The organism is Pseudonocardia tropica (genome assembly GCF_040105315.1).
GTDB lineage: Bacteria > Actinomycetota > Actinomycetes > Mycobacteriales > Pseudonocardiaceae > Pseudonocardia > Pseudonocardia alni.
The window spans coordinates 246,542-261,083 of the sequence record NZ_JBEDNP010000005.1 but is presented as its reverse complement, the minus strand read 5'-3'; the positions used below and the strand labels follow the sequence as shown (position 1 = coordinate 261,083).

Here is a 14,542-nt window from a genome sequence, read left to right as displayed (position 1 = left end):
GGCGAACGGTTTCGCGCCGGAACTCAGCTCTGCCGACCGCGCAGGGCCGACCGCCGGACGCGGCGGGCGGTGGTCAGACCGCGCCGCACCTGACGCAACGCGGGCACCTGGGTGGCGCGGTGCAGGGTGCGGTGGATGCGGCCCATGTCGCCCCGGCGGTCGGTGAGCGACCAGGCGAACTCGACCGGGTCGGTGACCTGCTCGAGCTGGCGTCCGGCCTGCTCGAACCACTGCATGTTGCGCCGGGCGGCGTCCTGGATCGGGCCGATCTCCGCGCGCCGGCGGGCGTCGTAGGCCGACAGTGCGCCGCCGCGGCCGTCCGGCCAGGTCAGGTCGGCCGCGGTCGTCTGGCCCGCGACGCCGTAGAGGGCGTCGACCAGACCCATCGAGTCCTGCATGGCCAGCACGGTGCCCGAGCCGATCCCGAAGTGCGTGGTGTGCGCGGCGTCGCCGGCCAGCACGAGGTCGCCGTCGCGCCAGGTCCGGTTGCGGACCTCGCGGAAGCGCAGCCAGGGCTTGTCCCCGAGCCCGCCGAGGGGCTCGATGAGCCGGCGCCCGGCCAGCGTGCGGTGGAAGACCGACTCGACGAGCCGGACGGCCTCGGCCCCGGACATGTGGTCCAGGCCCAGTGCCTCCCAGGTGTCGGGTTCGCACTCGACGATGCAGGTGCTGACCCCGTTCGACGACGGGTAGAGGTGGATCCACATCCAACCCGCGTCGGTCGGCTGGAAGTCCCAGACGAAGGTGTCGGAGTCGCTGTCGGCGCCGAGCCAGACGTAGGGGTTCGTGCCCTCGTCGACGGTGGTGCCGAAGTGCTCGGCGCGCGCGGTGCGGATCCGGCTGCCGACGCCGTCGGAGGCGACGACCAGGTCGGCGTCGAGGTCCGCGCGGTCGACCGGGGAGCCGTACTCGATCCTCACGCCCAGCTGCTCGGCCCGGCGCGCCAGCACGTCGAGCAGGTCGACGCGGGCGATCGCGTAGCCGTACTTGCCGCCGACGTGCACCGGGCGGTGGTCGGCGACCCGGATCTCCTGGGCGTTCCACAGCCGCGACGCGCGACGCAGGGCCTCACCGCCCTCGGGGTCGTTGCTGAACGCGTCGTCGAGCATGTCCTCGCCGTAGGTGACGGCGAACCCGTGGGTCCGCCCCGCCTCGTTGCGTTCGTGCACGACGACCTCGTCGCGTCCACCGGACCGGAGCCTGGCGAGGACCGCCAGGTACAGGCCGGCCGGCCCACCTCCTGCGCAGGCGATACGCACGCAGACCCCCTTCGGTTCGTCAGGTCACCGGAGAAAGGCACCGTAGCGCAGGGGTTGCGGGCCGCGACGGGGTGTGTATGTCCGCGGTGTCCGGACCGGCCGGTGACGGTCCGTCCGGTGCCCCTCCCCCGGGCACCCGGGTGGTCGACCCCTGGTTAGCGTGGTGGTGTGCACGCACTCAGCCGGACCTCCCGCGCCGCCGTCCGGCGGTGCGCGCGATGAGCGTCGGGGAGATGGTCGCCGGCCGGGTCCGCTCGGTCCGCCGCGAGATGGGCAACCCGCTCTACCGCAACGCGTACGCCCTGATGCTCAACACCGTCGTCAACTCCGGCTTCGGGTTGCTCTACTGGGTCTTCGCGGCGCGCGTGTTCAGCACCGAGGACGTCGGCCGCGGCAACGCCATGGTCAACCTGATGATGCTGATCTCGGTCCTGACCTCGCTGAACTTCGGCCAGGCCCTGATCCGCTTCCTCCCGACGGCCGGGCGCGACTCGCGGTCGCTGGTGCGGCTCGCGTACGGGGTCAGCGCCGCGATGGCCGTCGTCGGCTCGGCCGCGGTCATGACCTACTGCCACCTCGCCTACGCCCCCGGCGACCCGCTGCACGTCTCCCCCGGCTTCGCCGCGTGGTTCGTGGTCTCGACCGCCGCGTGGTCCCTCTTCAACCTGCAGGACCAGGTCCTCACCGGGCTGCGCTCGGCGATGTGGGTGGTCCTGGAGAACGGCGTCTACGGCGTCGTGAAGCTCGGGCTGCTCGTGGTCGTCGCGTTCACCTCGGTGTCCGACGGCGTGTTCACCTCCTGGAGCGCGCCGGTCATCGCGCTGCTGGTGCCGTTCACCCTGCTGATCTCGCGGCGGCTGCTCCCCCGGCACACCGCCGAGACCGCGGACCGCGACGACGCGGGCGCCCCGGACCGCGCCACGCTCGCCCGCTACATGGGCGGCGACTACCTGGGCCAGGTGTTCAACCAGGCCATGTCGTCGTTCCTGCCGGTGCTGGTGGTCATGACGATCAGCCAGGCGGCCAGTGCGTACCTGCTGCCGGCCCAGACGGTCTTCCTCGCGATGAGCATGCTGTCGATGGCGATCACCTCGGCACTGGTCGTGGAGGGCTCCCGGAACCCGGCGCACGCGCACGTGTTCGCCCGGGCGGTGCTGCGGCGGATCTGCCTGCTGGTGTGGCCCGCGTCGCTGGTCATCGCGCTGGCCGCGCCGCTGCTGCTGTGGTTCTACGGGCCGCAGTACGTCGAGAACTCCACGACGCTGCTGCAGCTGCTGATGGCCTCGATGTTCCCGCGCGTGATCGTGACGATGTGGATGACGAAGTCCCGTCTCGCGAACCGCACCTTCCCCCTGGCCGTGCAGCAGCTGGTGCACTGCGCGATCGTGCTCGGCGGGATCCCGCTGTTCGCCCCGATGCTCGGGGTCGACGCCGTCGGCTGGATGTGGTTCGCGGGCGAGCTGGTCCTGGCGATCGTCTTCCTGCCGTCGGTGGTGCGCTGGCTGCGCCGGCCGGTCCCGCCGCACCCGCCCGGCGACGGCGGCCCCGCCGGCCCGGACGGCCCGGATCCTCTCGACCGGGACGACGACACCCGGCCCATCGGTGGGCCGGAGGCACGGACCCACGAGTTCCCCCGCGTCCGCGACTGACCCGCGGTACCGCGGGCTCCGGCGCTCCCCGGCTCAGGGGGCTCGGGCTCGGAGCCGCGGGGCTCCGGACTTCCGGGGCCCGGATCCACCGAGCTCCGGGCTCCGGGGGCTCCGACCCACCGAGCTCCTGGCTCCCGGGGCTCCGACCAGTGAACTCCGGGCTTCCGGGCGGCAGACCAGCCCACGGTCGCCGGCCACCAGCTCGTCCACTCGCGGGCGACCACAGCCGCGAGGCCGCGTCGCGGCACAGCACGGCACGCCGGTCCCCGACCCGCACCTGTCCCCGGCCCGGCGGCCCTGTCGCACCGTCGCGAGGTCGTCACACCCGCCGCGTGGGGTGCGACGACCTCGTCAGCGGTGCGGCAGGTCGGGTGAGGGCGACCTCGTCGGCTGCAGCGATGCGGCCGTGCGGCCCACCGGCCTCCGGGGTCGTCCGCACCCCACGGAATCGCACGCCGCCCGACGGAGGGCGGTCCTCACCCACGCGCCGGGTAGCACCCACCGGGCGGCGTGCGCGACAGACCTGTCGATCAGTGCCTGAGCGCTGTCCGGCCAGGCGTCGGCAACGCTCAGGTACTGATCGATCGGCGGCGGGCGGCGTCGTCGCGCGCTCTCCACGGCTCGCATCCCGGCTCCGCCTCGACGCCGGCCACGACAGACCTCGGGGACCGGGGTAGGCGGCGCACCGTCCCGACGCCACACCCCTTCGCGGGCAGCCACACCTGTTGCAGGGGGTGTGGCTGCCCGCGAAGGGGTGTGGAGGTGCGGCGACCCGCGACGACGCACGGCGACCGTCGCGTGGGGTGCCGCGGCCGGCGGCGGGTCGCCACGGGGTCGTCGCGGCTCGGCGCGGCGGACGGGTGGGGCGGAGGGTTGCAGCGGCGAGGACGGCGCAGGACGAGGGGTTGCGCGAAGCCCGGTGAGTGTGCGAGCCCGGCGGGTGCACGAGCCCGGCACGCGAAGCCCGGTGAGTGTGCGAGCCCGGCGGATGCACGAGCCCGGGCGCACGCGGAGCCCGGTGGGTGAACGGGCCCTCCGGGTGCACGGGCCCTCCGGGTGCACCGACCCGGGGAAACGCGCGAGAGCCCCGCTGGATGCGAGATCCGGGGCCCGTACGCGAGCCCGGGTGGGCCCGCGGGTCCGGTCAGGAGCGCTGGATGAACTTCTCCGGGATCGGGGTCCCGTTGCGCCACAGGTTCCCCAGCGCCCGGTCGAAGGCGCGGGGCCGCAGCCGGACGAGCCCGCCACCGGGGTTGTGGGTGATCTCGCCGAAGTAGACGTGGCCGTCGACGTCGTAGAGGTCGACGCGGGCGAAGGTGAAGTCCTTGCCCAGCGCGCGGGCGATCTCCAGCATCCGCTCGTAGGACGCGGGCTTCTCCGGCAGCGCGTCGGCCTGGGAGAAGCGCCCGGAGATCCGGAACGGCACCCAGTCCGGGTGCAGCATCGTCGAGGTGTGGGCGACGAAGCGGTCCTGGTCGATGACGACCATCGCGGGCTCGCCGTGGAAGACGAAGAACTTGTAGTCGGCGGGCGGCTTCGTGCCGTCGCCGATCATCTCCTCGACGACGGCGCGCGGGGTGAGGCCCTCGTAGGGACGCTCGCGCCAGCCGTGGGTGAAGAAGTCGGTGCGCAGCCAGCGGGCGACCGTCGACCGGATCTTCGCGTGGTCGGCGGCGGCCGGGTGGCGCACCAGGATCGTCATGTCGCAGCCGTGGGTGCCCTTGACGACGTAGGGACCCGCGGGGGCCTCCAGGTCGAGGTCCTCGGGGCGCTCGACCACCTGGATGAGCGGGATGAGGTGCTCGGCCCCGATCCGCTCGGCGACGTGCTCCCGGACGGTGTACTTGTCCGCGGTGACGTGCACCAGCTCGGGCTGGTCGTCGAGGTTCTTCTTCGCGAGCAGCTGGGACCAGGTCCGCGGCCGCCGGAACGTCGTCAGCTCCCCCTGGAACAGGGCGTGGTGGGCCATCGCGAAGGCGCGGTGCGGCAGGAACCGGAGCCGTCGGGACAGCATCACCCGTGCGTCGAACGACATTCTCCGGACGATAGCGACCCTCTCCCACCACCCGGCGCACCGGCCCCGGACCGGGTGGCCCGACCGCACCGGGCAACCCCGGATGCCGCACGCACGTCACCGACGGTGCGCACGCTCGTTGCCATTCGCGAGGAATGCCCGCAGCAGGGCCTCGGTCGAGGGCGTGCCGAATGCACTGCGTCACCCCTTACGGTGAATACGGGGCCGACGGCGCCGAAGACGGGCGCACCCCGGAAGGAGCACCGACTGTGCCGATCGTGCGGAACCCCCACGTTCTCGTCACCGTGATCACGCCGGCCTACAACGTCGGTCCCTGGATCGGTGAGGCCATCGACTCGGTGCTCGCGCAGACCGAGTCCCGGTTCGAGTACCTCGTCGTCGACGACGGGTCGACCGACGACACCGCCGACGTCGTCCGCTCCCGCGCCGAGCGCGATCCCCGGGTGCGGCTGATCCAGGTGGAGAACGGCGGCTCGGGCGCGGCGCGCAACCGCGCGCTGGCCGACAGCGCCGCCCCGTTCGTCGCGTTCCTCGACGGCGACGACCGCTGGCACCCCGAGTTCCTCTCGCACATGCTCGAGACCATGCACACCGCCCCGCCCGGGGTCGGGATGGCGTACTGCCACACCCGCGTGATGCTGGAGTCCGGGCAGGTCGTGGCGCTGCGCTGGCAGCCGTCGGGCAAGGTCGACATCGACAAGCAGCTGGTGGAGAACAACCCGCCGCACAACGGCAGCTCGCTGATGATCCGCCGGGCCTGCTTCGACCAGGTCGGCGGCTTCGACTGCTCGCTGCCCTCCGCGGTGGACTTCGAGATGTGGCTGCGGATCGCCGCCGGCTCGAACTACCCGCTGATGTGGGGCACCCGCCGCTGGCTGCTCGACATGCGCCTGATGCGCACCGGGTCGATCAGCTCCAACCGGCAGCGCCGGTTCGAGTGCCTGGACAAGGTCATCGCCGACTACGCACCCCGGATGAGCCGCCAGCACCCGGGCATGGCCTACGTCCGGCCCGCGGTGTTCGCCTACCGCGACGGGCTGGACGACTTCGGCGACCGGTGGGCGCTGCTCGCCCGCGAGGCCGGCGCGAAGGAGCTCGCGAAGGACTCGTGGGGCCGGTCGCTGCTGGCGTGGAGCAGCGCGGGCCGCGAGCGTCGCGCGCAGCTGCGCAACGTCCGCGACACCGCCCGCAACGGTGCCTACAAGGGCATGTCCGGGGCGCTGCGCACCGCAGTGAAGATCAACTCGCTGCGGGGATGATCCGCGCGCGCGGCGGGCATCCCCGGCGTGCGACCGACCAGGGCGATCCCGGACCGCGGCGGCCTCACCCGCCGTCGTCGGGGACGGGGGTTCAGCTACCACGACGCGACCGGCGCCGCCGTCGCCGCGCCGGTACGGGCCCGGATCGAGGAGCCGGTGATCCCGCCCGCCGGGCGGGACGTGCGGACCTCCGAGCGGGAACGCGACCACGACCCCCGCCGTCGCCCGCAGCAGCCACGTCGACCCGCGCCTGGTACGGCCTTCGAGGAGGGCCACACGGTCGCGGCCGGGCTGCGCCGCATCCCGTGCGGCGCCGACGAGCACCGCAGCCGGGTCGCCGTCGAACGGGCGGTGCCGCGGCTGCTGGAACGCCACACCTGACCCCGTGGCCCGCCGACGCCCGTCCGGTCCCGCATGATGGGGGCCGTGGTGGCAGTCGAGGCGGGCCGGACGGAACGACGGGCCCGGGCGGCGGTGGCCCTGGTCTTCCTCACCAACGGCCTGGTCTACGCCAACCTGCTGCCCCGCTTCCCGCAGATCAAGGCCGACCTCGGCCTGTCCAACACCCAGCTCGGGCTGGCGGTGGCCGCGATGCCGTTCGCGGCGCTGCTGGCCGGGCTGACCGCGGGCCCGCTCATCGCCCGGTTCACCTCGGCGAAGGTGGCCTCGTTCGGGATGGCCGTGATCGCGCTCGGCGTCGTGCTGGTGGGGTTCGCGCCGTCGTGGGCGCTGTTCGCCACCGCGATGCTGCTGGTCGGGGCGTCCGACGCCGTCGTCGACGTCGCGCAGAACGCGCACGGGCTGCGGGTGCAGCGCCGCTACGGCCGGTCGATCCTCAACGGGTTCCACGCGCTCTGGTCGGTCGGGGCGGTCGCGGGCGGGCTGATGGGCTCGGCCGCCGCCGGGATCGGGCTGGCGCTGCCGGTGCACCTGGGGCTGTCGTCGCTGCTGTCGGTGGTGATCGCGGTCGCGGTGTACCCGTCGCTGCTGCGCGGCGCCGACGGCGACGACCGCCCGGTCCCCGACGCGGCCGACGCTGCACCGCCGCGGCGGCCCTGGACCGGGCTCGGCCCCCGCACCGTGGCGCTGCTCGCCGTGTTCGGGCTGGTCGCGATCTCCGGCACCCTGGTCGAGGACTCGGGCGCCACCTGGGCGGCGGTGTACCTACAGGGGCTCGAGGCCGGTGCGGCCGTCGCCGGGCTCGGATTCGTGGCGCTGCAGGGCTGCCAGTTCGTCGGCAGGCTGATCGGTGACCGGATGGTCGACCGGTTCGGCCAGCGCGCGGTGGCCCGCGCCGGCGGCGGGCTGGTCCTCGCCGGGACGGGGCTCGCGCTGGCGTTCCCGACGGTGCCCGGGACCGTCGCCGGCTTCGGTCTCGCCGGGTTCGGGGTGGCGACCCTCGTCCCGGCCGCGATGACCGCCGCCGACCACCTGCCGGGGCTGGCCCCGGGGACCGGGCTGACGATCGTCACCTGGCTGATGCGGGTGGGGTTCCTGGTGTCGCCGCCGGTGGTCGGGCTGGTCGCGGACGCGACGTCGCTGCGGGCCGGGCTGCTCGTCGTCCCGCTGGCCGGGCTGGTCGTCGTGGTCGTCGCCGGGGTGCTCTCCACCCGTCGCACCCGGGCCTGAGCACCGGCCGGCCGGACCACTGGTGCGTCTCGACACGAATCGGACGAAGCCCTAGCGTCAGGGCGCATGTCCTCCACCGTCCCGCCGGCGTCGCCGGGACCCGCACTCCGGTCCTCCCGGAAGGTCGCCACCGCCAGCCTGGTCGGCACCACCATCGAGTGGTACGACTTCTTCATCTTCGGCACGGCCGCGGCCCTGGTGTTCAACCAGGTGTTCTTCCCGTCGGTCGACCCCGTCACCGGCACCCTGTCCGCGTTCGGCGCGTTCGCCGTCGGGTTCATCGCCCGCCCGCTGGGCGGGGCGGTGTTCGCGCATTTCGGCGACAAGGTCGGCCGGAAACCGATGCTCGTCTACTCGCTGCTCCTGATGGGCGCGGCGACCGTCGGGATGGGCCTGCTGCCCGGCTACGACACGCTCGGCGTCTGGGCGCCGGTCCTGCTGGTGACGCTGCGGTTCCTGCAGGGGTTCGGCGTCGGCGGCGAGTGGGGCGGTGCGGCGCTGATGGCCGTCGAGCACGCCCCGTCGCACCGGCGCGGGTTCTACGGCAGCTGGCCGCAGGTCGGCGTCCCGCTCGGTCTGGTGCTGGGGACGGCGACGTTCGCGGTGCTGTCCGCGACGCTGACCGACGAGCAGTTCCTGGCGTGGGGCTGGCGGGTGCCGTTCCTGGCGAGCGTCGCGCTGATCGCGGTCGGCATGTGGATCCGGCTCGGCGTCCACGAGTCGCCGGTGTTCCGGAAGGCGATGGACGAGAAGGCCGCGAACCGGATGCCGGTGCTGGAGGCGCTGCGCACCTACCCGAAGGAGATCCTGCTCGCCGCCGGGTCGTTCCTGGCGACGAACTCGACGTTCTACGTCTCCTCGGTCTGGCTGGTCACCTACGCCACGCAGTCGCTGTCCTACGACCGCACCACGATCCTCGCGGCGAACTCGGTGCTGTCGCTGTCGGACATCCCGCTGATCATGGCGTTCGGGCTGCTGTCGGACCGGATCGGGCGGCGTCCGATGTTCGTCGGCGGGATGGCGCTGCTCGCGGTGTTCGCGGTGCCGTACTTCTGGCTCGTGTCGACCGGCAGCATCTGGCTGTTCCTGCTGGGCGGGCTGGTCGTGCAGGTGGCCCGCTCCGCGGTGTACGGGCCGCAGTCGGCGTTCTTCGCCGAGCAGTTCTCCACCAGCATGCGGTACTCGGGGGCGTCGCTGGCCTACCAGATCGCGTCGATCCTGGGCGGGCCTCGCGCCGCTGCTGTGCACCGCGCTCGTCGCGCTGACCGGGTCGCTCTACGCCGTCGCCGGCTACGTCGTCGGGATCGCGCTGGTGTCGCTGGCCTGCTCCTGGCTCATGACCGAGACGCTCCGGTCGGGGCTGCGCGACGACGCCGCCACCGTCGCCCGGACCTGACCCCTACCGTCCGCCGGTCGCGGTCACCGGCGTGCCCCGTCCGCGGGTGCGCCGGGCCGCGACCAGGTCGGTGACCCCGAGCACGAGGGCCAGCGCCACCAGCCCGACGGTGATCAGCAGGCCGTGCGAGATGGCGTCCGCCCAGTCCCCGCCGGACGCGGTGAGCCTGCCGAAGAACACCGCGCCGACCGCGGACAGCCCCACCGCCGTCCCGATCCGCTGCCCGGTCTGCAGCACCCCGCCCGCGGTACCGCCGGAGGTGTGCGGGACCTCCGACAGGGCGAGGGTCTGGTTCGGGGCGATCACCAGGCCGCCGCCCGCCCCGGCGAGCAGCAGCGGCCCGGCGATCGCGAGCCCGGTCCACGGGCTGTGCGCGGTCGCGGCCAGGACGAGGTCGGTCACGCCGAGCCCGACCATCACCGTCGCCAGCCCGGCGACGATCATCGGCTGCCCGAACCGCGCCACCAGGCGCCCGCTGAGCGCGGAGGTGACCGCGGACCCGAGCGCGAACGCCGTGAGCGTCATCCCGGTCTGCAGCGGGGTGTAGCCCAGACCGTTCTGCAGGTACAGGGTGAGCACGAAGAAGATCGAGGTGAACCCGGCGAAGTAGATCGAGCCGAGCGTGGTGCCGACCGCGTAGCTGCGGGTGCGCAGCAGTGCGAAGTCGACCAGCGGGTGGCCGTGGACGCGCTTGGCCCGCCGCTCCCACGCCACGAACGCCACCAGCGCCGCGACCGAGACCGCGACCAGCCACCAGGGCGCCGACACCGGGTCCCGCTCGGCGAGCACCAGCGGCAGCATCAGCGCGACGACGGCGACGCCGAGCAGCACCGAGCCCCCCAGGTCCAGCGGGCGCCGCTCCCCCGTGGTCGCGGTGTCGGCCGGCAGCAGCCGGAACGCCGCGACCAGCGCCGCGACGCCGATCGGGATGTTGACGAAGAAGACCCAGCGCCAACCGTCGGCGTCGCCGGCCCAGGCCAGCAGCAGCCCGCCGAGCAGCGGGCCGACCGCGGTGGAGATCCCGACGACGGCGCCGAACACGCCGAACGCGGAGCCCCGCTCCGGGCCGCGGAACAGGTCCTGGATGAACCCGACGACCTGCGGGGACAGCAGCCCGGCCGCGACGCCCTGCACCAGCCGGACCGCGACGAGCACCTCCGGGTTCGGCGCGAACCCGGCGACCGCACTGGTCAGGGTGAACAGGGCGAGGCCGGTGACGAACATGCGTCGGCGGCCGCGGTCGTCGCCGAGACGCCCGGACGCGACCAGGACCAGGCCGAACGTCAGCGCGTAGCCGGACACGATCCAGGACAGCTGCGCGGCCGAGGCCCGCAGGTCGGCCTGCATGGCCGGCAGCGCGACGTTGACGATGCTGACGTCGAGCAGGCTCATGAACCCGGCGACCAGGCAGACCGACAGCGCCCGCCAGCGTCGCGGGTCGGGGGTGTACGCCTCGGGCGCGGTGCGGTCGTCGCTCACAGTCCCTCATTCCGCGTCCTGGCGCTGCGGGCCGCAACTCGAAACCCGGGTCCTGCGAGCGCGCGTCACATCGTGTGGACTCACCGACCATGTGGACCGTACGGATCGGGAACCGGTCGTGAGGGGTGCCGAGGCGCTGGTCGGGTCGCTCACCGCGGCCGGTGTCGACGTGTGCTTCATGAACCCGGGGACCTCGGAGATGCACTTCGTGCAGGCGCTCGACGCGGTGCCGGAGATGCGCGGGGTGCTGGCCCTGTTCGAGGGCGTCGCGACCGGCGCCGCCGACGCCTACGCGCGGATCGCGGGGAAGCCCGCGGCGGTGCTGCTGCACCTCGGGCCAGGGCTGGGCAACGGGCTGGCGAACCTGCACAACGCGCGCCGGGCCGGGACGCCGCTGCTGTGCGTGGTCGGCGGGCACGCGACCGACCACGTCCGTTTCGACGCGCCGCTGGAGTCCGACATCACCGCGGTGGCGCGGACGGTGTCCGGGTGGGTGCACACCAGCGGCGACGTGCGCGACGTCGCCGCCGACGCGATGCGCGCGGTCGCCGCGACCGGCGAGCGCGGCGGGCAGGTCGCGACGCTGGTGCTGCCGGCCGACGTGTCCTGGTCGGAGGGGGCGTCGCCCGCCCCGCCGCTGCCGGTCGCCGGGCCGTTCCCGCCGGACCCCTCGCGGGTCGCCGCGGCCGCCGACGCCGTCCGCGCGCCCGGCGCGACGCTGCTGCTGGGCGGGCCCGCCCTGAGCGCGGCGGGCGTCGACGCCGCCGGACGGATCGCCGCGGCCACCGGGGCCCGGCTGCTGGTCGAGACCTTCCCCCGGTGCTGGGAGACCGGCGCCGGCCGGACCCGCATCGACAAGCTCGCCTACTTCGCCGAGCAGGCGATCGAGCAGCTGGACGGCACGTCGTCGCTGGTGCTGGCCGGGGCGCGGTCGCCGGTGTCGTTCTTCGGCTACCCGGGTGTGCCCGGGGACCTGGTGCCCGAGGGTGCCGCCGTGGTGGGGCTGGCCGACCCGGCGACCGACGCGACGGCCGCGCTGGAGGCCCTCGCCGACGTCGTCGCCGGCGACGCGGCCCCCGCGCTCGCCCCGCACGGGGCGCCGGAGCCCGCGCCGGGCGCGCTCGACGTGCGGGGGCTGTGCGCCGCCGTCGCCGCGACTCTGCCGCAGGACGCGATCGTGGTCGACGAGGCCCTGACGGCGGCGGCGTCGCTGGCGGTGTCGTTGCAGACCGCGCCGCGGCACACCCAGATCGCGCTGACCGGCGGCGCGATCGGGATGGGGCTGCCCGCCGCGGTGGGTGCCGCGGTCGCCGCGCCGGACCGTCCGGTGGTGGCGGTGCAGGCCGACGGCAGCGCGCTCTACACCGCCCAGGCGCTGTGGACGATGGCCCGCGAGCGGCTCGACGTCACCGTGGTGCTGATCAACAACGCGGCGTACTCGATCCTGCGGGTGGAGCTGGCCCGCACCGGGGCCGGGGAGGCGGCGCACTCCGGGCGGGCGGGCCGGATGCTGGACCTGTCCGACCCGACGCCGGACTTCACCGCACTGGCGACCGGGCTCGGGGTGCCCGCCGAGCGGGTCACCACCACAGAGGGCCTGCTCGACGCGCTGCGGCGGGCGCAGGCCGAGCCGGGCCCGCACCTGGTCGAGGCGATCGTCCCGGCCCTGGGCTGAGCCCCCTCGTCCGGCGGGCGCGGCCGGGCCGCACGGTCCGGCTCGCCCCGGCGTCCGGCCGGTGGGCGCCGGCCCGCGCAGCGGGACGCCGCACAGGTCCGCGGCGCGCCGCACAGGTTCCACCCCGTGCGGCGCAACCGGAACCTGTGCGGCGCAGCCGGGACCCGTGCGGCGCGCGTGCGACGCGGTGCCGGGCCCGGGGGCGCTAGAGGGACAGCAGGCGGTCGAAGAACTCGCGGTAGCGGGTGAGCGCCTGGCGCAGGTCCTCGGTCGAGGCGTCGTCGCGGGAGAACTGGGCCTCCAGGTCGTCGCGCTGACGACGGAACAGCGACTCCATCTCGTCGAGGATCTCCCCCACCAGCGCGTTCGCCCCGTGGACGGCGCGGCGGGGCTCGTCGACGAACTCGCCCTTCAGCGTCGACCAGCGGTCCTGGTACTCGCGGGCCCGGTCGGCCGGGAGCAGCGACGAGCCACCGGTGGCGGGGTCGGCCGCGGCCGGGTCGGCCCCGGCCCCCGGTGCGGTCGCGCCGCCACGCGGGTCACCGGGGTCGCGCAGGTCGTCGTGCCCGCGGCCCGGTGTCGCGTCGTGGTGACGGCCGCCGGTGTGGCCGGGCGCGCCGTCCTCCCGGACGGGTGCGTCACGGGTGGTCGCCGCGGCGGCCACGCCGGCCGCGGTCCCGCCCGCGGCCGCGGCGGTCCCGGCACCGCCCGCGGAGCCGGGCGCCGCGTCGCGGGGCGGTGCGCCCGCTCCCGGTGCGCCGGCCCCGACACCGCCGCCGGGTGGGACCCCGCCCGCGCCGGCCGGTCCCCGGCCGCCCGCCGCCGCGGGGTCGCCGAGGGTGTCGCGCGGCCCGGCCGGGCCGGCGTCTCGGGGGTCGGCGCCGGGTGCGCCCGGGCCGCCGCGGGGGTCGCCGCCGGGCAGGTGCCCGCCACGGGGGTCGGCACCGCGGGGATCGGCACCGCGGGGATCGGCACCGCGGGGATCACCACCTCGCGGGTCGCCGCCCGGCAGACCGCCCGCACGCGGGTCGCCGCCACGTGGGTCGCCGCCACGCGGGTCCCCGACCGGCACGTCGCCACCACGCGGGTCGCCGCCCCGCGGGTCCGCGCCGCGGGGGCCGCCGGCACGCGGGTCGGTGCCGAGCGGGTCGGCGCCGCGGGGGTCGCCGGCACGCAGGTCGCCGCCGGGGTCGCCGGCACGCGCGGCCCGCGGGTCACCGCCGGCCGTTCGGTCCTCGGCCAGCCGGCCGCCGGGGGCGTCCCCCGGCCCGGCTCCGGGGCCCGCCAGCGGCGGGGCGTCCGGGTCGCCGTGGCGCTGACCGGGAACGCCGGCGTCCTGCTCGGCGGTGCCCGCCGCCTCGCGGCGCTCCCAGCCGGCGTCGCGCTCGTCCTCGGTGCGGCCGGTGAAGGCGTCCTTGATCGAGTCGGCCAGTCGGGCCGCCTTGCTGCTGCCCTGGTGCTCGCTCATGCCGTGGTCTCCCGTCGGGTGTCCTGGTCCGGTCCGCCCTGGCGGTGGCGGCCGTCGTTCTCGGGACGGCCGCCGGAACCGGTGCCGTCGCCGTCGTCGAGCAGGGCGTCGATCAGTGCGCGGTAGCTCGTCACCGCGTGCCGGAGGTCCTCGGTCCCGGCTCGCCCGGCGGAGTGCTCACGGGAGATCGCCCGCGCCTCGCGGTAGCGCTGCGTGACGACCGGGTAGGCGACGGAGAGGTCCTCCTCGCGGCGGTCGACGTCCTCGGCGGGGTACCCACGGGCCGCCATGACGTCGGCGACGAGCGCGTCGGCGTCGTACACCGCCCGGGACGGGTCGTCGACGAAACCCTCCTGGACCTGCTGCCACCGGCGCCGGTAGCCGTCGCGTTCCTGCGGGTCGAGGGATCGCAGGGTCAGCGCCTCGTGGCGCTTGCGACGCTCGGCGAGCTGCTTCTCCGCGTCGCGGGGGTCGTCCGCGTTGCGCACGGTGCGCTCGTACTCGGGTCCGAACTGGTCACGGAGCTCGGCGGAGCGTCGACGGCGGAGCATCGTCGCGGCGGCCACGGCGAGTATGGCGACGACGATCACCACCACGGCGACGACGATGATCGTTGTGATGTCGGTCATAGCGCGGGATACCCGATTGCGCGGACCGGAAACACGGAGCGTGGTTGTCGATCACCGAAGTTGA

Annotated in this window: 11 protein-coding genes; 6 read left to right on the top strand and 5 right to left on the bottom strand. The window is 74.9% G+C overall.

Annotation, left to right across the window (positions count from 1 at the left end; all coding sequences use genetic code 11):
* Positions 1-23: 23 nt before the first annotated feature.
* Positions 24-1,259 (bottom strand): FAD-dependent monooxygenase, encoded by a 1,236-nt coding sequence (locus WHI96_RS11085; protein WP_345654689.1) that lies wholly within the window; start codon positions 1,257-1,259, stop codon positions 24-26.
* Positions 1,260-1,477: 218 nt separating this feature from the next.
* Between WHI96_RS11085 and WHI96_RS11080 the strand changes: the two genes are divergently transcribed.
* Positions 1,478-2,908, top strand: a complete 1,431-nt coding sequence (locus WHI96_RS11080) for a lipopolysaccharide biosynthesis protein (protein WP_345654686.1) — start codon at positions 1,478-1,480, stop codon at positions 2,906-2,908.
* Between the two features lie 1,144 nt (positions 2,909-4,052).
* Here the strand turns inward: WHI96_RS11080 and WHI96_RS11075 are convergent.
* On the bottom strand, positions 4,053-4,943 hold the full coding sequence (locus tag WHI96_RS11075; protein ID WP_345654683.1) for an ATP-grasp fold amidoligase family protein: 891 nt from the start codon (positions 4,941-4,943) through the stop codon (positions 4,053-4,055).
* 257 nt (positions 4,944-5,200) lie between these two features.
* On the opposite strand from WHI96_RS11075, the gene WHI96_RS11070 reads away from it, so the two are divergent.
* From WHI96_RS11070 to WHI96_RS11055, 4 genes are all read left to right on the top strand, one after another.
* Positions 5,201-6,202: a glycosyltransferase family 2 protein gene (locus tag WHI96_RS11070; RefSeq protein WP_345654680.1), complete on the top strand. Its 1,002-nt coding sequence runs from the start codon at positions 5,201-5,203 to the stop codon at positions 6,200-6,202.
* 27 nt (positions 6,203-6,229) lie between these two features.
* Entirely contained in the window at positions 6,230-6,583 is a 354-nt protein-coding gene (locus WHI96_RS11065; protein ID WP_345654677.1) for a hypothetical protein, read from the top strand.
* Between the two features lie 36 nt (positions 6,584-6,619).
* Positions 6,620-7,831, top strand: coding sequence for an MFS transporter (locus WHI96_RS11060; protein WP_425571739.1), 1,212 nt, complete (start codon positions 6,620-6,622; stop codon positions 7,829-7,831).
* Between the two features lie 66 nt (positions 7,832-7,897).
* A complete protein-coding gene (locus tag WHI96_RS11055) occupies positions 7,898-9,301 on the top strand; it encodes an MFS transporter (protein ID WP_345654672.1) in 1,404 nt (467 codons plus the stop codon).
* Here WHI96_RS11055 and WHI96_RS11050 read toward each other — a convergent pair.
* Complete coding sequence (locus WHI96_RS11050; protein ID WP_345654669.1) at positions 9,231-10,706, bottom strand: MFS transporter; 1,476 nt, start codon at positions 10,704-10,706, stop codon at positions 9,231-9,233. The two genes, WHI96_RS11055 and WHI96_RS11050, sit on opposite strands and share 71 nt — an antisense overlap.
* A 118-nt stretch (positions 10,707-10,824) precedes the next feature.
* On the opposite strand from WHI96_RS11050, the gene WHI96_RS11045 reads away from it, so the two are divergent.
* Positions 10,825-12,381, top strand: a complete 1,557-nt coding sequence (locus WHI96_RS11045; protein WP_345654667.1) for an acetolactate synthase large subunit — start codon at positions 10,825-10,827, stop codon at positions 12,379-12,381.
* Positions 12,382-12,586: 205 nt separating this feature from the next.
* On the opposite strand, the gene WHI96_RS11040 is transcribed toward WHI96_RS11045, so the two are convergent.
* Positions 12,587-13,849 (bottom strand): hypothetical protein, encoded by a 1,263-nt coding sequence (locus WHI96_RS11040; protein WP_349302369.1) that lies wholly within the window; start codon positions 13,847-13,849, stop codon positions 12,587-12,589.
* Positions 13,846-14,478, bottom strand: coding sequence for a hypothetical protein (locus WHI96_RS11035; protein ID WP_345649722.1), 633 nt, complete (start codon positions 14,476-14,478; stop codon positions 13,846-13,848). The genes WHI96_RS11040 and WHI96_RS11035 overlap by 4 nt, the downstream gene beginning before the upstream one ends.
* Between the last annotated feature and the right edge of the window lie 64 nt (positions 14,479-14,542).

Coding starts and splice junctions, on each gene's coding strand:
- WHI96_RS11080 (WP_345654686.1), top strand. CDS start 1,478: ATGAGCGTCGGGGAGATGGTCGCCGGCCGGGTCCGCTCGGTCCGCCGC.
- WHI96_RS11075 (WP_345654683.1), bottom strand. CDS start 4,943: ATGTCGTTCGACGCACGGGTGATGCTGTCCCGACGGCTCCGGTTCCTG.
- WHI96_RS11060 (WP_425571739.1), top strand. CDS start 6,620: ATGGGGGCCGTGGTGGCAGTCGAGGCGGGCCGGACGGAACGACGGGCC.
- WHI96_RS11055 (WP_345654672.1), top strand. CDS start 7,898: ATGTCCTCCACCGTCCCGCCGGCGTCGCCGGGACCCGCACTCCGGTCC.
- WHI96_RS11040 (WP_349302369.1), bottom strand. CDS start 13,849: ATGAGCGAGCACCAGGGCAGCAGCAAGGCGGCCCGACTGGCCGACTCG.
- WHI96_RS11035 (WP_345649722.1), bottom strand. CDS start 14,478: ATGACCGACATCACAACGATCATCGTCGTCGCCGTGGTGGTGATCGTC.